Source organism: Gracilimonas qinghaiensis (genome assembly GCF_046602855.1).
GTDB lineage: Bacteria > Bacteroidota > Rhodothermia > Balneolales > Balneolaceae > Gracilimonas.
This window is the reverse complement of the sequence record NZ_JBKINJ010000001.1, coordinates 1,387,968-1,405,636: the sequence shown is the minus strand read 5'-3', so window position 1 is coordinate 1,405,636 and position 17,669 is coordinate 1,387,968. Positions and strand designations below refer to the sequence as shown.

Below are 17,669 nucleotides of genomic sequence, written 5' to 3'. Positions count from 1 at the left end.
TTAATAAAATTGCAAACGACATGGATATCACTATTTACAACATTGAGAATGCACCTGAAGACGCCAAGCCTTTGCTCAGCGCAGCTGAGGACAACTACGGGTTTATACCTAATCTGCTTGGTGAATTTGCTGAAGCGCCTTCTGTACTGGAAGGGTACCTCAAACTGAATGAGATCATAGGTAAATCAAGTTTCACACAACAGGAACAGCAGGCAGCGATTCTGGCAGTCAGTATTGAAAATGAATGCCATTACTGTTCAGCTGTTCATTCTACTATATTAAAAAATCAGCTGAATATGGATGAGAAAATCGTGAATGCCATTCGTGATCAGAAAACTTTACCGGATAATAAGTTAAACGCTTTAGTGGAATACACTCAAAAAGCCGTCGAAAAAAGAGGGCATGTCACAGATGTTGACATACAGAAATTCCTGGATGCCGGTTATACTGAAGAGAATGTACTTGAGGTAACCCTGATAATTACCTTAAAAACGATCAGTAACTATACAAACCATATTGCTGATACTCCGTTAGATGAGGCCTTTCAAGCTGAAAACATCGAATTTGCACCCGCTTAAAATAGATCTTTCAGTTGAAAGCGTCAGAAGGCCTGATTCATTTGGATCAGGCCTTTTTTATAGATTTAATTTTATGCCGGTTCCGTGACCGTCACCAGGTTGTATATGTATTTTGATTAATCACGGCATAATTAGATTCAATGTAAAATTGGTTAAGAGATGATCTACCCGTTTTATGGTAGATCGTCCTCTTTTTTCTTCATAGGCTGAAGCACCTTTTGCAGGACACCGATAATTTTGGCAAGCAACACTTTATAACTCATAGCATTTTTCTGAATTATAGCATCGGCGAGAGTTTCCAGCTCATTTTCCTCATGTTGAGTAATGTTTTTACCGGAATAGATGATAACCGGAATCGAGCGTAACTTATCATTACTCTTAATCTTTTTTAAAACCTCATGTCCATTGGCATCCGGTAAATACATATCCAGGACGATACAATCTATTATTTCCTTATTTAATATTTCAAAGGCATCGGTTGCAGTACCTACAGCAAATGTATTATCTATTTTAAAGCTTAAAAACTCACTTAGAGCCATATTGTGAGTTTCACTGTCATCAATTAAAAGGACTGTGCCATTTATTTTACTACTTGAAGCCATATTATCTATTGGTTTGATACGATCACCTAAAGCTGGATCGGTGGTAAGCTTGATCTTACCGGATCTTGCATTTTTGAGTATGGCTTCGCTACTGTCAGTGGGTAGAATAACCGTAAAGGTACTTCCTTTGCCAAGTTTACTTTCTACTTCAATCTTACCGCCAAGCAATTCAGTTATTTCCTTAGAAATAGATAATCCTAAACCGGTTCCGCTGTAAGTATGTTGGCTATCAAAAGCTTCAGCCTGTTCATATTCTTTAAATATAAGGTCAAGATTGTTACTGGCGATCCCTTTCCCTGTATCAATCACCTGGAAAGCTATCATATCCGTGCTGTTGTCATGTGGGCAGCTATCTTTTTTATTACAGCTCGGTTGGTATAATCTTAATTTCACAGAACCTTCGTTAGTGAACTTAAGAGCATTTGAAATAAGATTTTTTAATACTTGTTCTAAACGCAGCTTATCTGTTTTAAATGTAATTTCGTCTACCAGCTCATTGGTAAATGCAAAGTTAATTCCCTTTTCGCTGGCTACGGGCTGAAAGAGACATTCAAGTTCCTTACAAAATTCCTGAATTTCTAAATATTCAGGTCTAATACTCATTTTACCTGACTCTATTTTGGATAAATCGAGTACCTCATTGAGCAATGTAAGTAAACTCGTGGTTGAATTATATATGGTTTTAATATAGGTAAGTTGATTTTCATCAAGGTTATGAGGCCTGTTCTCGGACAATATTTCACTAAGTAAAAGAGTAGAGTTTAGTGTCGTTCTCATCTCATGACTCAAGTTAGCAAAAAATGTAGATTTGTATTTATTGCTAAGCTGTAGTTCCCTGGTTTTCTGTTTTTCTTTTTCGAGAAGTAAATTATTTCTTTTTTGCTGCCCTAAATCCTCAGAGATCCCAAGGATAAAAGATTTACCCTCGTGTTGAAGCATTTTTAAATTTACTTTAGCAGTATAGTAACTACAGTCGTCTCTTTGAATGTCAATTTGGAAGCTTATGGATTCTCTTTTTTTAACTAAGATTGTATTAACCATATCCGAACCAAAACTTCTTTGCTCATTAGTCAAGATATCTTCGAAACTTGAATTCAAAAGGTCTTCTTGGGAGTACTCCAGTGATTGAATAAACTTTTTATTCGCATACACAAATTTGAGTGTATCAGGTTCGATTAGGAAAATGTCATTAATACTATTCTCAATGACAGAGCGAAAAAGTCCGTTAGCAGAAGATAGAGTTTGTTTATTCTGAGCCATATAAATAATTATCTATCAATCAATTTAACATAAAAAATCAAGCCCTTAAAGTGTATCCATGATGTTTAGATGTGATTAAGGGAATTTGGTTAATTCTTTTATTTATATATACCTCTTCGAGCAGCTCTATTTCATATATATCGCAAATTGCTACGAAACATGAAATGTTAAGTTACATGAAGAGGGCAATTATAGTAATGAATGTTTATGCCAATGAAATGATTCAAATTATTTGTGCTTACCACCAGTAAAATTCGCCAGTATCAAAATGATAACGATCATGAATTATTTAATACTCCTAATGTTGATTTTATTTAACATAAAAAGTGCTCCGATTGGAATTGGACAGAGTTAACTAGAAGTATATTAGATAAATATCATGTTAGTATTTATATCATTGTTGTATTGTGCGAACGAAGAATCAATTTGAACTGTAAAATCATAATTTAAATTCTTAACCCTATGAAAGTCATTGCGATTATTAAAATGAGTAGGTTTCTTTTATTAAGAATTTTTAATATTAAATTAATTTTATTATTGTGCATACGAATTATTACAGTTAGGCGGTTGTTTAGTGGGGCAAAAATTAAAAATAACGTTGGCTTTAATTAGGTGGTTATGATAGAAAAGGCAGAGAACGAAATATGTTTTGTCAATAATATGTTGGTTATGAATAGTGGCGAAAAACATGATAGTATCGGAGAACTACGGCAAAAGTTCAGGCATCTACTATGCATGCAACAGCTTAGAAAAAGTATTGTCAAAGAAAATATGCATAACGCCATGTCCCCTATAAGTTCTATTTCGGGTTATTTAGAACTGATTAATATGGCGCTTAAAGAGGATGCTAATGTGCATCAGATTGAACAATATCGTAAAAGGATCGAAATTGGAATTACAGAAGTAAATGAAATCCTTCAGCAACTCAACAAATTGTATGAAGAAGTACAGCACGAAGAAACAGAAGAGGAAGCGTTAGAAGTTGACCTGAATTGGGCAGTAAGAGATGTATGTAATCAGCTTGATCCATCTTCACTGAAAATCAAATACGGACTGTCTCAAAAACCTCTTTATTTAAAGGTCGCTTTATATACTATGAAACTTATAATTTATAAGTTAATCTCCTACGCGATGAAATGTTCCAGTAGTAAGAGTTCAGTACGGGTTGAAACTTACGAACGCGAAGGTTTGGTGGATTTATTTATTTCGTTTAATGTTTCAAAACACAAGGCCGATGATATAAGAAAAGTACTGTCCTGTTCAAATGAGAAAGATGAGTACGAATACACTAAACAAAATCCTATGAATGAAGGATTACTTGCGAGTCGTAAATTGGTTGATCAAATAGGTGGTCGTTTAATATTTAACCATACAAATGACACAAGCGGAAAGCTCTCTCTTTCGTTGCCTACATATTGATCTGATCACATTATCCTATACACAGAAATCCAATAATAAGCCCTTCTTCTTTGTAGTACCGGATCGTAAATAGGTGTGTATTCTTTTCGACCTTAAAACATTCGTTTTTTCATTGACCAATTTCTCCATGACATCAAGACCAAATTTGTAGTTTGACCAATTACTGCCTGATATCCTATCGTTAGTTTCAGTATCGACATGCAAATCCAATAAATTCGATTCAGATAATCCAGTGTGGTATGATTCTGATGTTCTAAGATGAGACAGTAGATGTTTTTGGAAACTGATTCCAGAATCAGATATAGTTTCTTTATGATAGCTGAAAGTTTCCTTTCGAAATGAAAGGTAAGCGACTGAAGATTTGCTACTTATCTTATATTCTGTCTCAAGTCCAAAGAATGTTCTGTATAACCTTTCTACATCCATTGCATTTATTAAAGCTCCCCAAATTTCGTCTCCATAATAGTGAGCGAAAAAAATATAGCATATTAGAATAAGCTAATATATGTCTTTAAAGTGACGCCCGAATCGGTCCATACATGATAAACTTTGGTGTAATTGAAGTTTAACTGATAAAAGGCCTTAAGGATTTCCTATTTGAACCGATAATTATTGAGAGTGAAGAAGCAGTACCGGTTTTTACGGTCTGTTTGATTTTAAAACCTAATTACTAATATCAATTAGAGGTAGAGATACCATTACGAAGGTAAATCGGAGCAAAAAATGAGTAAAATAAAAGCACTTGTTGTAGATGATTCTAAGATCATGAGAAGTCAGGTGAAGAGGGCCTTAGACCAACTTATGTTGGCTGAATTTGAATATGAAGAGGCTATGGATGGTGAGGATGCCTTGGATAAATTTAACGACGATATCGACATCCTTTTTGTGGATTGGAATATGCCTAAGATGACGGGGGTTGAGTTTGCAAGGGCAATCAGGGATAAAGGTTATAGCGATATTCCAATTATTATGGTTACGGCTGAGAAGTCTATGGGCAAGGTTGATAAGGCTCTAAATGAAGGCGGTGCCAATGAGTATATAACCAAGCCATTTACAGCTGATAAAATGCACAAAGCCATCAGTAGCTACTTTGATGATGAGGGTAATATTATCGGTAATAATGAAGAAGAAGATGAGCAAAAAAGCTTCTTTAGCAGCATTCTAAACTCTTAAATTTATAGATCATGATTATAGAAAAACTAAAGAAAGCAGATCAAATACCTGAAGAAATTAGCGATATCGTTAAAGACTCTGTAATTAATACATTTTCGTCTATTTGTGGTGAGGCACCTCGATACGTAGAAATTAGTGATGATAATAAAGAACCTTTAAATGGCATCATCGGGAACATAGCGGTATTTAATCCTGATCTCACTTTTTCATTGATGATGGCCATTCCGAAAGAAACAGCTTTTAAAATATCAGAGTCCTTTCTTGGGGTTGAACTTCCCTTTGACAGTGATGATATGGGTGACTTGGTAGGTGAAATAGCTAATATTTTAGCTGGCGACGTGGCCGCTAATATTGAAAAGGTTGGTTTTAGGGGGCAGTCATCTTTACCTACGGCTACACGTGGAAGTGATCTGACATTATTTATGCCTAATAAACCACCCACAGTAAAAATGAAATTTTCCGGTAACTGCGGTGATTTTCTGCTGAACATGGCAATGAGCGAATCTAGATAATAACAGAATTATGTTTGATAAAAATCAAAAATTAGTCCAGGAATTAGAAGATATCATTCGGTTAATGGCTGATTTATGGCCAACTGATAGAGAAAATCTCCCTGAAGCAGGTGCCAAATTCGAGAAAGTGATCAAGGAATTTGATCAGAATTTTGGACAGCTTCAGAAATTGATTAACCTTTCCTGGGATGGTCTGAAGCACCTGTACGAAAAAGATGAATACTTTATGATGGTTAAGTCTGCGACAATGCAGGCGGTAAATACTATCAGAGAGTATATTCTACAGAATGGTGACATTAAAGTTGAAGAATTTGAAAAGGCCTACGAAGACCTTGAGAAGTCACTAAAAGGTGGATCAGAATCAGCTGATACAGTAATAAATGATGAAGAGCTTGGGAAGGTTTCACAGGATAAGAATCCGGAAAATGGAAAACCTGCAGAGAAATCTGTCGGTGAACCTGAGCATGAAAAGTTGCTTAGCGAATTAGCGGCTTTCATTATGACCTTATCGGAAGACTCCGCTACGGGAAAAAATAAAAACGACTTAAAAAAGGTGTTGCAGCATGTTAGAGGCCAAGTTTCTGAGGCTGTATGTGTGCCTTTGAATGATGCAATATCTATTTTAGAGAAAGCGATCGACGATAGTGACGTGAGCGGCTGGTTAGGAGAGATCTCCGAAAAGACGGAGACAGCCATTGAGATTCAGTCTAATATTGAATGGGATAATTCACCTGAATCTAATGAGCAGGATTTAGATTCTGTTGATAAAAAAGACAAAACTAATGACATAAAGAATGAAAAAGATTTTATAATTCCTGAAGATATTGAAATGGCAATGGTCGGGGAGTTTGTAACTGAATGTTCAGATCTTCTTCAAATGGCGGAAGGAGCTTTATTGGATCTGGAGGAATCACCCGGTGATGAAGAGCTCATTAATACTATATTTCGTTCATTTCATACCATAAAAGGCACTTCCGCTTTCATGGGACTTGATCCTATATCAGAATTTACACATTGGGTTGAGACATTCTTGAGTATGGTGCGGGAGGGAGAGTTAGAGTTTGACCAAGCTTGTGCTGATATTTCACTGGAATCCATTGATATTATTAATAAAATGTTGGCTGTTGTAGAACATGCTAAAGGTGGAGATCCACTGTCTAAACCACTTCGTTTCGATGGAATGATGCAAGCATTGTTAGAAGTAACGGAAGAATCGACCAGCCCGGAAGAAGCCTTTCATAAAGCTCAGGAAGCCTTTGATGAACTCACAGAACCTGATCTTATCGATCAGGAGGTGAATGAAAATGCAAATGGTATAGCTTCAAAAAGTGAGTCGACAGGTTCGGGAGATCTAAACGGAACCGCAGATAAGAACTCAAAAAAACCTGAAACTGAATCCTCAGTCAGGGTGAGTGTTAACCGACTTGACCGACTTATAGACATGGTTGGAGAGTTAGTCATCGCCCACTCTGTAGTTGCACAAGATAAGACCATACCAAAAGATTCTGAGCTGCAGAAAAAGGTAAATCATGCAACAAAGATCTTAAGGGAGCTGCAGGATACGAGTTTGTCTTTACGTATGGTTCCGATGAAAGCTACTTTCCATAAAATGAACCGGCTTGTGCGAGATCTCTCAAGGAAGGCTGGAAAGCAGGTTAAATTTACAATTCAGGGAGAAGATACCGAGATAGACCGTAACATGGTCGATGTAATCAATGAGCCGTTAATACATATGATTCGAAATGCATTGGATCATGGTATTGAAACTTCAGATGAACGCTCTAAAACAGGTAAAGACGAAACTGCCCATATTCAACTCTCAGCTTCACAGGAAGGTGGTAAAGTAGTAATCAAAATTGAAGATGATGGCAGGGGTATCGACAAGGATAAAATATTAAATAAAGCTGTCGAGAAAGGCTTGATCGATCCCGAAAATAAACTTTCAGAAGAAGAGATCTATAATCTGATTTTCTTGCCCGGTTTTTCTTCGGCGGAAAAAGTGACCGACCTTTCAGGTCGTGGTGTAGGTATGGATGTGGTACGCCGCTCCATAGAACAACTACAGGGAAAAATAGATGTAGCTTCAGAATTGGGCAGTGGTACAACGATTACGATTGAACTTCCTTTTACTCTTGCTATTACAGACGGAATGGTGGTACGTATCGGTAATCAAAGATTTATTATACCAACCTTAAATATTGATATGACCTTTCGTGCTGAGGACAATGATGTATTTACCGTGATGGGTAATTCTGAACAGGTTTCTTTCCGTGGAAAATCAGTGCCCGTGGTGAGGCTACACCGTTTATTTAGTATAAATGGTGCTGTAGAAAGTCTACTAGAAGGTACACTGATAGTTATAAAAAATAACAAGAAAAGGTATGCATTGCTGGTTGATGAAGTAGTCGGACAGCAACAATTGGTAGGTAAATCCATAAATATGATGGCAAAGATGGATCATATTTCGGGAGGAGCCATTATGGGAGACGGTCGTGTGGGCTTGATCCTAGATACCGTAGCATTAATGGATTAAAGGTTTGATCATGAGTTCACAAGTTTCTTTTAAGAAAACAGTTTCAGGATTGAAATTAACCAATCAGGAATTCCAAAAAGTCCGGGCGATGGTTCACAAATATTGTGGAATTGCGATCAATGAAGGTAAAGAAGCATTGGTGCAAAGCAGGCTAATGAAAAGAGTAAGGAAAACAGGAGTCAGAAGCTTTGGAGAATATTTTGCCTACCTGGAACAGGATAGCTCGGGAGCCGAATTTCTAGCACTGATTGATGTAATTACTACGAATAAAACCAGCTTCTTTCGCGAAAGTAAGCATTTTGAATTTATCGAGAATCAGGTACTACCTAAGATGGCTGGTCGTGATGTAAAATGGTGGTCTGCAGGCTGTTCTTCAGGAGAAGAACCTATAACAACTGCTATTACTCTATTGGAAGGAAAGAAGCAGAACCAATGGTCTTCTGTGAAAATACTAGCAACAGATATTTCACGCGATGTCATAAAAATTGCGAAGCAGGGTATTTATCCTGAAACAAGGATGGGAGATGTTCCCGATCTGATTAAGAAGAATTATTTCAATACCAACGGGAAGGGAGAATATCAGATTTCCAAAGAAATAAGAAATATGATCACTTATGGAAGGCTCAATCTGAGTACTGACTGGCCAATGAAGGGACCCTTTCATGTAATTATGTGCCGAAATGTGATGATCTATTTTAATCGCCAGTCACAAATTGAGATTGTAGAAAGATTCTACCGGCTTTTGGAGCCTGGAGGCTACTTGTTTCTTGGGCATTCGGAGGGTGTACCTAAAGAAGTAAATGGATTCAAAGGTCTAGCTCCTGCCGTTTATCAAAAGGTTGGATAATTAAATATGAGAAAAGTTGTAGGTGTAAGTGATATAAAGGTTTCCAATAAACAAGGTGAAATAATTATTACCCATGCTTTAGGAAGTTGTCTTGGCATTACAGCCTATGATAAAAATAGCAGTGTTGGCGGCATGGTACATGTAATGTTACCGCTTTCAAAAGCAGATCCTGAGAAATCAAGAATTAAACCCGCTATGTATGTTGATACCGGTTTTCAATGGTTACTTCAGGAAGTTTACGCCCTGGGAGCAAAGAAACAGAATCTAGAAATAATTGTAGCGGGCGGCGCCAGTATGAATAAGAAAAGTGGAGCAGATGATTATTTCAAAATTGGAAAGCGTAATTTCACAACCCTTAGAAAGCTGCTTTGGAAAAATGGTTTTATGATCTCTAAACAAGATGTTGGAGGACATATCTCACGAACTATGACTCTCGAAATTGGAACTGGGATTGTAACTATCAATAAAGAACCAATTAATGAACAATTTGCTACAAAAAATAATATGGCAAAGTTTCCTCTAGATTATTAAATGCAACAAACTAATGAAAGATTCTTTAGATATACTGATCGTAGATGACTGCAAAATAATGAGGCAAATGATTTGCCGAACAATCGAAATTTGTCCGTTTGAAACAGATAAGGTCATTGAAGCTGCAGATGGAAAAATTGGACTTTATTGGGCAAATAATCTGGAGTTCGACTTGATTATTGCAGATCTGAATATGCCGGTAATAAGAGGCTCAGAAATGATCGCAAAAATGAGAACAGATCCAAAATTTGATGAAACTATAATAATAATAGTATCAGCTGAAAGTAACGGCAGTCGAATAAATATCATTAAAAATATGACTGATGGCTTTGTTCACAAACCTTTTACTCCTGAAGAACTTCGTGACGAGATAGTAAAAGCTATTCAAAAGAGCCAACGAGAAGTCAACCAGTTAAAATTTAATCAGACGATTTTATAATTATAAATGAACATGTCAAAAAGATTGAGCGGTTCATCATAACGATTAAAATTCTACCAGAATAAGCACAAGCAAATAAGATATGAGCACTAGAGTCACAAAAACGATTAAGGATATTGCATATCAAACATTTGAAGTTACCTGTTATATGTTTCCTTTAGATGAATGGGAGATTGAAGAATCCGGAAATATCGAAAGACCGGATGGCACATTTCGGTCAATCGTTCAATTCGACGGCGCTGTTAAAGGCGGGATGGTGATCTCACCATCTGAGTCTCTTCTGGGTGCCATAGCGGCAAATATGCTTGGTGTTGAAGAAGCGTCAGATGACGAAAAAGAAGGGGCTCTTTGTGAAATTGCAAATATCATCTGTGGCAATACAGTACCCATTTTTGCGAACAATAATGAAATCTGCTATATCAGGCCTCCAAGAATGGCAAAAGGAGATGAAAATACAGATGAAATATTTGATGGAATGAAATGCGACAAAGCTGAAGTGTTACTAGATGAAGGGATTGCCGACATAACCCTTTTTCACAGTTGAGGTAAATTATGATCAAAGTTTTAATAGTAGATGATTCAGCCTTTATCCGGAAGTATCTTGCAGATGAACTTAATAAACAACCTGACATTGAAGTGGTTGGCACTGCAATGGATCCCTATGTAGCAAGAGAAAAGATATTAGATTTAAAACCGGACGTTCTCACCCTGGATCTTGAGATGCCTAGGATGGATGGCCTTTCATTTCTTTCAAAATTAATGAAACATCACCCTTTGCCTGTGGTTGTAGTGAGCTCATTAACGCCCAAGAATAGCCAAAACGCCCTAAATGCCTTACAATTGGGAGCTGTTGATGTGATATGTAAACCAGGGTCAGCATACTCCACACAAAATATCTCAAAAGATATTATTAAAGCGGTAAGAACTGCTTCGATGGCAAAACTGCAAAAGCAACAATCTGCTTCTCATAAAAAGAAAGGAAATGAAATAAATCAATCTCTTCAACAAAATAACTTAAGCTTGGTACACACTACCAATAAGGTTATAGCGATTGGCTCCTCTACCGGGGGGACCCGTGCACTTGAAATGATTTTACCTACATTGCCAGCTAATTTACCCGGAATAGTCATTGTACAACATATGCCTCCGGTATTTACCAAAAGTTTTGCAGACCGGTTAAACACAATTTCAAATATGAATATCAAGGAAGCTGAAGATGGTGATCTTGTTGAAACCGGTAAGGTTCTGATAGCTCCCGGTAATTTCCATATGTTAGTTGAAAAAAACGGGGCTAAATATTTTACGAGAATTAAATCCGGACCTCCTGTACACCATCAGCGTCCAAGTGTAGATGTTATGTTCAATTCTGTGGCAGAAGCAGTTGGGTTAAACGCAATGGGGGTGATTTTGACCGGAATGGGGGCAGATGGCGCGAAGGGGCTTTTACATATGAAAGAAAAAGGAGCATATACCATTTCACAAGATGAAAATACTTCTGTGGTATATGGAATGCCCAGGGAAGCAAATAAACTTGGTGCAGCAGTGGATATTTTGCCATTAGATCAGATAGCAGATCGTATAATAAGCTATATGAAAAAACAAATTCAACAACCAACTATATAAAGGACGAAAATATGTCTATAAATATACTCATTGTAGATGACAGTGCCATAATGCGCAGTATGATAAAGAAAACTATCTACAGAAGTAATGTAGAAGTAGGTGAAATATATGAAGCGGGTAATGGCAGAGAGGGTCTAGAAATGCTGGAAAAAAGCAAACCAGACCTCCTGTTTATTGATGTAAATATGCCTGTAATGGATGGCATGGAAATGCTGGAAATTATTCGAAATAAACCGGAAACCAGTGATTTACCCGTATTGATTGTATCAACAGAGAGTAACAAACAGCGCATATCAAGGATCAATGAACATAATGCAGGATTTGTACATAAACCTTTTACACCAGAGAAACTAAGGGAGAAAATATTATCGGTTTTAGGCGTTCTGGACTAATTCAATCAATCAAGAATAGTTACCAGGTTACAGCTACCTTATTGAAATTTGTATGGTCTAAAAGAAACAGAAATATTCTTTTGATCTATAGGCAAGGTGACACATTCACATATAATTTGTCTAATAATAGTTTGTGTATATAATTTTTGGGGTAAATAAATCTACTGAGTGGTTTTTAATGTAGTTTTACCAGCTTTTCTTTTGCAACTATCCCGGCATGGGGCAACTCTTGAATAAGAGTTAATATCCGCTGCAAACACTTGATAATAGTAAGGGTTAAAATTTAAGGACTTATGCAGAATAATCACTTCCTGCCTTACGAATATGTATAGCTCCTATTTGTTATTGCTAGCCTAGATCTGAAAGGTGCAATATTTAGGCATTTTTAGGCTAAATAGTAATGTTAGAAAGGTCTGGTATGTCCGGCGCAAATTCTTTTAGGATGCTACTCAGTCAGGCTTCAATACTTGTCTTGTTATTAAAGAAACTGGTCTATTCTAAATGCTAATACGTTTGTGGTACGTCAATTCGGTTATTCTATGCATCAGCTTGTACTGAAAGGTAATAGTGATAAGTAAATGGTTAAATGGATAAAACGATGACTCCATAGTCAAAAAGTATGAGTTTTTAACTTTGGCCGAATCTAATTGATCTAACACTCTAAACTCGTGTACGTAATAAACCCCAGCCAAAACGTGATGACTACCTGATCAGATTAAAATACTTATCAAGATAAAATTTAAGAATTTGATATAAGCACCGATAATTAAACCAGACTCGAACTTTAGTTTTAGCTGTTAATAATAAGGCAGTGTAAAATTTAGTGAAAGTTGCAGGTAACAGGTAAAGCTCCTGATAATGCTTAACTGTCGAGAATTTAGTACTGAGTTAAACAGCTTCAGCGTTCTCCAGTTTCAGAATGATATGGGTATTAGAAGTATGTATACACCCTATTTCAAAAATTTGATTTGCATTAAAGGCTGCTTTGTTTTCAGTAAGTGTAAGGTATACGAATTCAAAATTTGGACAATGAGTACGAAAAAAGATATCTGAAAAATAGTTTTATGGCAGTTTTAAATGCTAAGTAATTCGATATCCGGGTATTCAAGTTTGATCATCTAAACTCTAGCTAAACATTATTAATCATGAGACACAATAATAACGGTAATTTCAATAATGAAGATCGGTCCCGGAATGGGAAACGGACAATTGGGCAGCGCATAGTTATCTTGACAATGGTGACTTCTGCTATAACTCTGATATTAGGAGCAGTGGCTATTTTCTCACTCAATATAGTTAATAACAATACTGAAAAGCTGAGTAATGTACATCTAACCGAATGGAGTGTAGCTTCTGCTTTTGCAACAGAAGTAAGAAATGCAGGTTATGATCATCTCTCATATAGTATTTCCGGGGATAAAGAAGACATTGAATCCGCTCTATCTCGATTTGAAAATATTTACAATAACTACGGCAGGCTAGTTGACCTTGTAGATAAATATGAACTACCACTGGTGGAGGAGAAATTAGTAGGGTTAAATGAGGAGATTGATCTCTATGAAAGTTATCTGCGACAATATAGTGAAGTATCATCAGAGCTTAAAGCTAATCAAGATGACAGCCAAATAGGTGATCTAAGGCAGGTATTGGCAGAAACAAGAAAAAATGCAAGGGAAGAATACGAGTCACTATTATCTAAATCTGCAGAGGTCTATAAAGGAGCTGAGAAATCAGCCCGTGAGGTAGCCACAAATACAGAAGAAACAGCAAGCAGTTATATTTGGATTATAAGTATAGTATCCCTTATTGCTGTGATTATAGGAATTGTTGTTGGATTAATAGCAGGAAGAAACATTAGCAATATTCTTCAGGACATCATTGATAAACTTAAAGGTGGATCTGAGCAAGTAACAGCCTCATCCAACCAGTTATCGGGTTCCAGCCAGTCTCTTGCAGAAAGTTCCAGCGAACAGGCGGCAAGTTTACAAGAAACATCGTCTTCATTAGAGGAAATGTCTTCACAAATTAAATCTACCGCTGAAAATTCATCTCAAGCGGAGCATGCAATGAAAGAATCTAAACCGTTGGTGGAAAATGGGGTGAAAGCTATGTCTCGAATGAGTGAGGCAATGGATGAAATTAAAAATTCTTCCCAAGAAACGTCTAAAATCATTAAAACGATCGATGATATTGCATTCCAGACCAACTTGTTAGCGTTGAATGCAGCAGTTGAAGCTGCCCGTGCCGGAGAAGCTGGTAAAGGCTTTGCTGTTGTTGCCGAAGAAGTTCGGAACCTGGCCCAAAGAAGTGCAGAAGCTGCTAAAAATACGTCTGAATTAATACAGAGATCGCAAGAAAGTTCAGATCGTGGTTCAAATGTAGCAGAGGAGGTTTCTGAAAACCTTCAAAAGATAGAGAAAAGTATTGGTAGTGTAAGCACCCTGGTTGTTGAAATATCTGCTGCTTCAAAAGAACAAGCAGATGGTATCCAACAAATGAACTCAGTCATGTCTGAGATGGATAATGTAGTACAAGGTAATGCATCTGCATCTGAGGAATCGGCCAGTGCGGCAGAAGAGCTTTCTTCACAGGCTAAGGAATTGGATGGTATTGTAACTGAACTAATGGGCCTGGTGGGCAGTAAGAATTCATCATACCAAGGATCAGAGAAAGATTCTACGCTAATTGATCGCTTTAAAAAGGTCGATTTAAATATACCAGGATTTGGAAAAGAAAAAGCTGACAGTATTTCATCATATAACGGTAATGAAAATGGAAATGGTCACGTCGGCAACGGTGCCAATGGGCATGCTAACGGTCATAGTGCAAATGGTCATGGAAGTAAAAACGGTTCCTCGAAAAAAGAAGAGGTTCATGAACTCATACCTTTTGATGATGATGATAACTTAAATGGATTTTAGTAGGTGGTAAAATGAATGCTGCTAAAAGTATAACAGCATTCATTTTTATTTCATCTTTAAGAATTCTTTAAAAGAACTCAGCAAATAAATCACTAAAAATTAAAGTTATGAAAACGATAAAGACTATACTTTCATTAATAATTGTGCTTCCTGGCCTTCTAGTTCTTTCGTTGTTTGAAGCACAGGCTCAAGACACTGATTTGTATAAAGATCAAAATGCAGATCAATATGAGAATAAATTTAGCTATAACGTTCTGTCAGAACTCCATTACAACAATGTAGTTTACGATAAAAATGGCTCTACAGAAGTTGGTAAGTTTGATTTGCATGAACTTCACTTTAAAGCAGGTTACAAGGTAAATAAATACCTCAAGTTTAAAACTGCACTAGAAATTGAACATGCATTTGATAGCTACTACAATGGAGGTGATGTATTTTTCAAGCAAGCTTATTTTGATTATCACAAATCAGATAGAGTTGGTTTAAAAGTAGGGCTTGTAAATTTGCCGGTAACCGGTTCTAAATCAAAGATTTATTCAGGTGTAGAAATAGCGCCTGTTGAAAAGTACTTATCCTATGCATGGAGGGAATTGGGTGTAGTTGCATATGGCGATCTGACTTCTAAACTAAGTTACCAAACAAGTTTAACTACTGGTTTGGAAGCCACGGAAATATCAAGTAAGTCTGGTATTTATTCTGCCCGAAATAATAGCCTGTTATCATCTATAAATAACCTTGCTGCAGCAGCTCAGGTAAAATATAAATTGAATTACAATTTTACATTAGGTACTTCAGCGTTGTTTTCGGGCCTGCAAAGCAATCAAGAATTTGGAGGAAGTCTTGAAGGCGCTGCCTACACATTAATGGAAGGTTTCGCTGCTTATAAATCAGGTGCAATAACTTCAAGGCTGGTTGGTGTTTACAGTACAATACAGGAGTCAGATAAAATTAATCAAATTTTGGGCAAGCATATAGGATCCAGTCAATACGGAAGTTTGATAGAAGTCACTTATAATTTTTTATATGATCCAAATACAGGCAGTAAAACCAAGCATTTTATAGTATACAGTCGGGTTGAAGCTTATAATACACAACTTACAACTATAGGTTTTGAAGCCGACCCGAAATATGAACGTTTCGAATATACACTCGGGGTACTTTATAAGCCATTTAAGCAAATTGAGTTTAAAACAGATTATCAATGGCTGAACTCATCAGGTAAAAAAAACCTGGGGCAATTAAATCTTGCTGTAGCGTATAGTTTTTAGACATTAAAAGCTTGGTTAAAGCAAGAGGGATAACTTCATATATTCATCCCAATTTTTTATATAGAATATATAATTAACAATAGCATAAGCTTATAATGGGCGCCTCCTATAACCGCTAATTAAAAAAAGATAAATCAAGACTCTAGGTTGTATAAAATTCTTGTTTTAGCAATTCTCAGTCATTTTGATTCTTCCAGTTCGATCAGAGATTAGTATAAGCAGCTCTCCCTAAGTCTAAATTTTGAATTATACCGACTATATTCAATAAAATGAAAGCCAACGATTGAAGTATGAGTATCAGGGTGTTTGTATAGCCTCATGGATTAGTAACTGCGTGCAACCGCTTACAATATTGGTACACCTGCTGAATTAGTCCCTTATCTTCTCAAAACGTTACAGAAAAGGACATAAATCCTAATTCTAAGCATCAAAGGGCAACGTAATTATTTGTTCCGGGCTAAGATGAGGAATCATGTGTTGTAAGCTGCGAATCTTTCCTAATCCAAATACAGCTATGAGTAAGCTGGTAAATCTGAAAACCGGATCATCGATATTCTTCCTGAGTTTTTTGGATATGAAATCGAGGAATTGGTAGTCAAAATTAAGGATAGATAAAATCAGAATTTGGTTTATATGTATCTGTATTAACTACAGGAAAAATAAAGGAGCATCATCTCTTTGTATCTGGAGAGTTACATCAGGTATTGAATTTTAACTTTACAAATGATCTACTGACTAAATAATGTTTAAGAAAACTCATTAAGGTCCGATAATAATAGCACCGAACTATACAGTTCAGCTAATCCGGGTTCAAGATTCGGATCAGTATAATTCCTTAATTAAATTAGATTTAAATAAAAACATTATGGAAGAGGCAGTTGTAAAAGAAAAAGAAGCAGAGTTAAATGAAGTCAGTATCAAAGGAGGTAAATTTCTAAGCTTTTTTCTTGGAGGGGAAGAGTATGCTATTGAAATCCTTAAAGTGCAGGAAATAATTGGTCTTATACCCATAACACCTGTGCCAAAGATGCCTTCGTATATCCGTGGAGTATTAAATCTTAGAGGTAAGATTGTACCCGTAATGAATCTGAGATTACGCTTTGGTTTAGAGCCTATAGAAGACACAGACGAGACCTGTGTAGTGGTAGTACAGGATGAAAAATATCTCATGGGTGTTTTGGTAGATAAAGTTTCCGAAGTATCTGAAATTAAAAACAGTCAAATCGAAGATGTTCCTTCATTTGGTATCGAAGCGAATTCAGAATACCTGGCAGGTATTGGAAAAGTGAAAGAATCTGTAAAGATGATTTTAGATGTGCATAAAGTAGTATTTGACGTAGCTAAGGAAGTTGATTCTCTAAAACAAAAAGAGGAGAATTATAAAGCTTAACAAATGGCATCAGTGCAAGTTAAGATAACCATGATCTTTCGACCTAGGTCCTGCTATGGGGAAATCAATTTTAGCTTGTACACAGATTGAAAAAAGCATTAGCTGTAATGTATTAGTATTCTATACTTATTTAAGTGCCGTATCCGCAACGGGTAAAAACCTAGGGAAGATTACCTTAATC

15 protein-coding genes are annotated in these 17,669 nt (G+C 36.5%); 14 read left to right on the top strand and 1 reads right to left on the bottom strand.

Annotated features, from left to right (window positions below; translation table 11 throughout):
* The first annotated feature begins 20 nt into the window (after nucleotides 1–20).
* Entirely contained in the window at nucleotides 21–578 is a 558-nt protein-coding gene (locus tag ACKGJO_RS06245) for a carboxymuconolactone decarboxylase family protein (protein WP_411322553.1), read from the top strand.
* A 173-nt stretch (nucleotides 579–751) separates the two neighbouring features.
* On the opposite strand, the gene ACKGJO_RS06240 is transcribed toward ACKGJO_RS06245, so the two are convergent.
* The gene (locus ACKGJO_RS06240; RefSeq protein WP_411322552.1) at nucleotides 752–2,440 is read right to left on the bottom strand and encodes an ATP-binding protein; all 1,689 of its coding nucleotides are present in this window, start codon (nucleotides 2,438–2,440) and stop codon (nucleotides 752–754) included.
* Nucleotides 2,441–3,058: 618 nt separating this feature from the next.
* On the opposite strand from ACKGJO_RS06240, the gene ACKGJO_RS06235 reads away from it, so the two are divergent.
* The 13 genes from ACKGJO_RS06235 to ACKGJO_RS06175 all read left to right on the top strand — a co-directional run bounded on the left by ACKGJO_RS06235 (nucleotide 3,059) and on the right by ACKGJO_RS06175 (nucleotide 17,488).
* Nucleotides 3,059–3,859: an ATP-binding protein gene (locus tag ACKGJO_RS06235; protein ID WP_411322551.1), complete on the top strand. Its 801-nt coding sequence runs from the start codon at nucleotides 3,059–3,061 to the stop codon at nucleotides 3,857–3,859.
* A 723-nt stretch (nucleotides 3,860–4,582) separates the two neighbouring features.
* On the top strand, nucleotides 4,583–5,032 hold the full coding sequence (locus tag ACKGJO_RS06230) for a response regulator (RefSeq protein ID WP_411322550.1): 450 nt from the start codon (nucleotides 4,583–4,585) through the stop codon (nucleotides 5,030–5,032).
* Between the two features lie 11 nt (nucleotides 5,033–5,043).
* Nucleotides 5,044–5,544 carry a chemotaxis protein CheX gene (locus ACKGJO_RS06225; RefSeq protein WP_411322549.1) on the top strand — a complete coding sequence of 167 codons (501 nt, stop codon included), beginning with the start codon at nucleotides 5,044–5,046 and terminating at the stop codon, nucleotides 5,542–5,544.
* A gap of 10 nt (nucleotides 5,545–5,554) precedes the next feature.
* Nucleotides 5,555–8,077, top strand: coding sequence for a chemotaxis protein CheA (locus ACKGJO_RS06220; RefSeq protein WP_411322548.1), 2,523 nt, complete (start codon nucleotides 5,555–5,557; stop codon nucleotides 8,075–8,077).
* Between the two features lie 10 nt (nucleotides 8,078–8,087).
* The gene (locus ACKGJO_RS06215) at nucleotides 8,088–8,924 is read left to right on the top strand and encodes a CheR family methyltransferase (protein WP_411322547.1); all 837 of its coding nucleotides are present in this window, start codon (nucleotides 8,088–8,090) and stop codon (nucleotides 8,922–8,924) included.
* 6 nt (nucleotides 8,925–8,930) lie between these two features.
* The gene (locus tag ACKGJO_RS06210) at nucleotides 8,931–9,455 is read left to right on the top strand and encodes a chemotaxis protein CheD (protein WP_411322546.1); all 525 of its coding nucleotides are present in this window, start codon (nucleotides 8,931–8,933) and stop codon (nucleotides 9,453–9,455) included.
* Nucleotides 9,456–9,468: 13 nt separating this feature from the next.
* Nucleotides 9,469–9,894 carry a response regulator gene (locus ACKGJO_RS06205; RefSeq protein WP_411322545.1) on the top strand — a complete coding sequence of 142 codons (426 nt, stop codon included), beginning with the start codon at nucleotides 9,469–9,471 and terminating at the stop codon, nucleotides 9,892–9,894.
* Nucleotides 9,895–9,976: 82 nt separating this feature from the next.
* Nucleotides 9,977–10,438, top strand: coding sequence for a chemotaxis protein CheX (locus tag ACKGJO_RS06200; RefSeq protein WP_411322544.1), 462 nt, complete (start codon nucleotides 9,977–9,979; stop codon nucleotides 10,436–10,438).
* An 8-nt stretch (nucleotides 10,439–10,446) separates the two neighbouring features.
* A complete protein-coding gene (locus tag ACKGJO_RS06195) occupies nucleotides 10,447–11,517 on the top strand; it encodes a protein-glutamate methylesterase/protein-glutamine glutaminase (RefSeq protein WP_411322543.1) in 1,071 nt (356 codons plus the stop codon).
* 11 nt (nucleotides 11,518–11,528) lie between these two features.
* Nucleotides 11,529–11,909 carry a response regulator gene (locus tag ACKGJO_RS06190; protein WP_411322542.1) on the top strand — a complete coding sequence of 127 codons (381 nt, stop codon included), beginning with the start codon at nucleotides 11,529–11,531 and terminating at the stop codon, nucleotides 11,907–11,909.
* 1,145 nt (nucleotides 11,910–13,054) lie between these two features.
* Nucleotides 13,055–14,830, top strand: a complete 1,776-nt coding sequence (locus ACKGJO_RS06185) for a HAMP domain-containing methyl-accepting chemotaxis protein (protein WP_411322541.1) — start codon at nucleotides 13,055–13,057, stop codon at nucleotides 14,828–14,830.
* 107 nt (nucleotides 14,831–14,937) lie between these two features.
* Complete coding sequence (locus ACKGJO_RS06180) at nucleotides 14,938–16,098, top strand: hypothetical protein (RefSeq protein WP_411322540.1); 1,161 nt, start codon at nucleotides 14,938–14,940, stop codon at nucleotides 16,096–16,098.
* Nucleotides 16,099–16,963: 865 nt separating this feature from the next.
* Nucleotides 16,964–17,488, top strand: coding sequence for a chemotaxis protein CheW (locus tag ACKGJO_RS06175; RefSeq protein WP_411322539.1), 525 nt, complete (start codon nucleotides 16,964–16,966; stop codon nucleotides 17,486–17,488).
* The last annotated feature ends 181 nt before the right edge of the window (nucleotides 17,489–17,669 follow it).

What these genes read in the sequence shown, in the direction of transcription:
- ACKGJO_RS06245 (WP_411322553.1), top strand. Translation starts at nt 21, where the DNA reads ATGGATATCACTATTTACAACATTGAGAATGCACCTGAAGACGCCAAG.
- ACKGJO_RS06240 (WP_411322552.1), bottom strand. Translation starts at nt 2,440, where the DNA reads ATGGCTCAGAATAAACAAACTCTATCTTCTGCTAACGGACTTTTTCGC.
- ACKGJO_RS06235 (WP_411322551.1), top strand. Translation starts at nt 3,059, where the DNA reads ATGATAGAAAAGGCAGAGAACGAAATATGTTTTGTCAATAATATGTTG.
- ACKGJO_RS06230 (WP_411322550.1), top strand. Translation starts at nt 4,583, where the DNA reads ATGAGTAAAATAAAAGCACTTGTTGTAGATGATTCTAAGATCATGAGA.
- ACKGJO_RS06225 (WP_411322549.1), top strand. Translation starts at nt 5,044, where the DNA reads ATGATTATAGAAAAACTAAAGAAAGCAGATCAAATACCTGAAGAAATT.
- ACKGJO_RS06220 (WP_411322548.1), top strand. Translation starts at nt 5,555, where the DNA reads ATGTTTGATAAAAATCAAAAATTAGTCCAGGAATTAGAAGATATCATT.
- ACKGJO_RS06215 (WP_411322547.1), top strand. Translation starts at nt 8,088, where the DNA reads ATGAGTTCACAAGTTTCTTTTAAGAAAACAGTTTCAGGATTGAAATTA.
- ACKGJO_RS06210 (WP_411322546.1), top strand. Translation starts at nt 8,931, where the DNA reads ATGAGAAAAGTTGTAGGTGTAAGTGATATAAAGGTTTCCAATAAACAA.
- ACKGJO_RS06205 (WP_411322545.1), top strand. Translation starts at nt 9,469, where the DNA reads ATGAAAGATTCTTTAGATATACTGATCGTAGATGACTGCAAAATAATG.
- ACKGJO_RS06200 (WP_411322544.1), top strand. Translation starts at nt 9,977, where the DNA reads ATGAGCACTAGAGTCACAAAAACGATTAAGGATATTGCATATCAAACA.
- ACKGJO_RS06195 (WP_411322543.1), top strand. Translation starts at nt 10,447, where the DNA reads ATGATCAAAGTTTTAATAGTAGATGATTCAGCCTTTATCCGGAAGTAT.
- ACKGJO_RS06190 (WP_411322542.1), top strand. Translation starts at nt 11,529, where the DNA reads ATGTCTATAAATATACTCATTGTAGATGACAGTGCCATAATGCGCAGT.
- ACKGJO_RS06185 (WP_411322541.1), top strand. Translation starts at nt 13,055, where the DNA reads ATGAGACACAATAATAACGGTAATTTCAATAATGAAGATCGGTCCCGG.
- ACKGJO_RS06180 (WP_411322540.1), top strand. Translation starts at nt 14,938, where the DNA reads ATGAAAACGATAAAGACTATACTTTCATTAATAATTGTGCTTCCTGGC.
- ACKGJO_RS06175 (WP_411322539.1), top strand. Translation starts at nt 16,964, where the DNA reads ATGGAAGAGGCAGTTGTAAAAGAAAAAGAAGCAGAGTTAAATGAAGTC.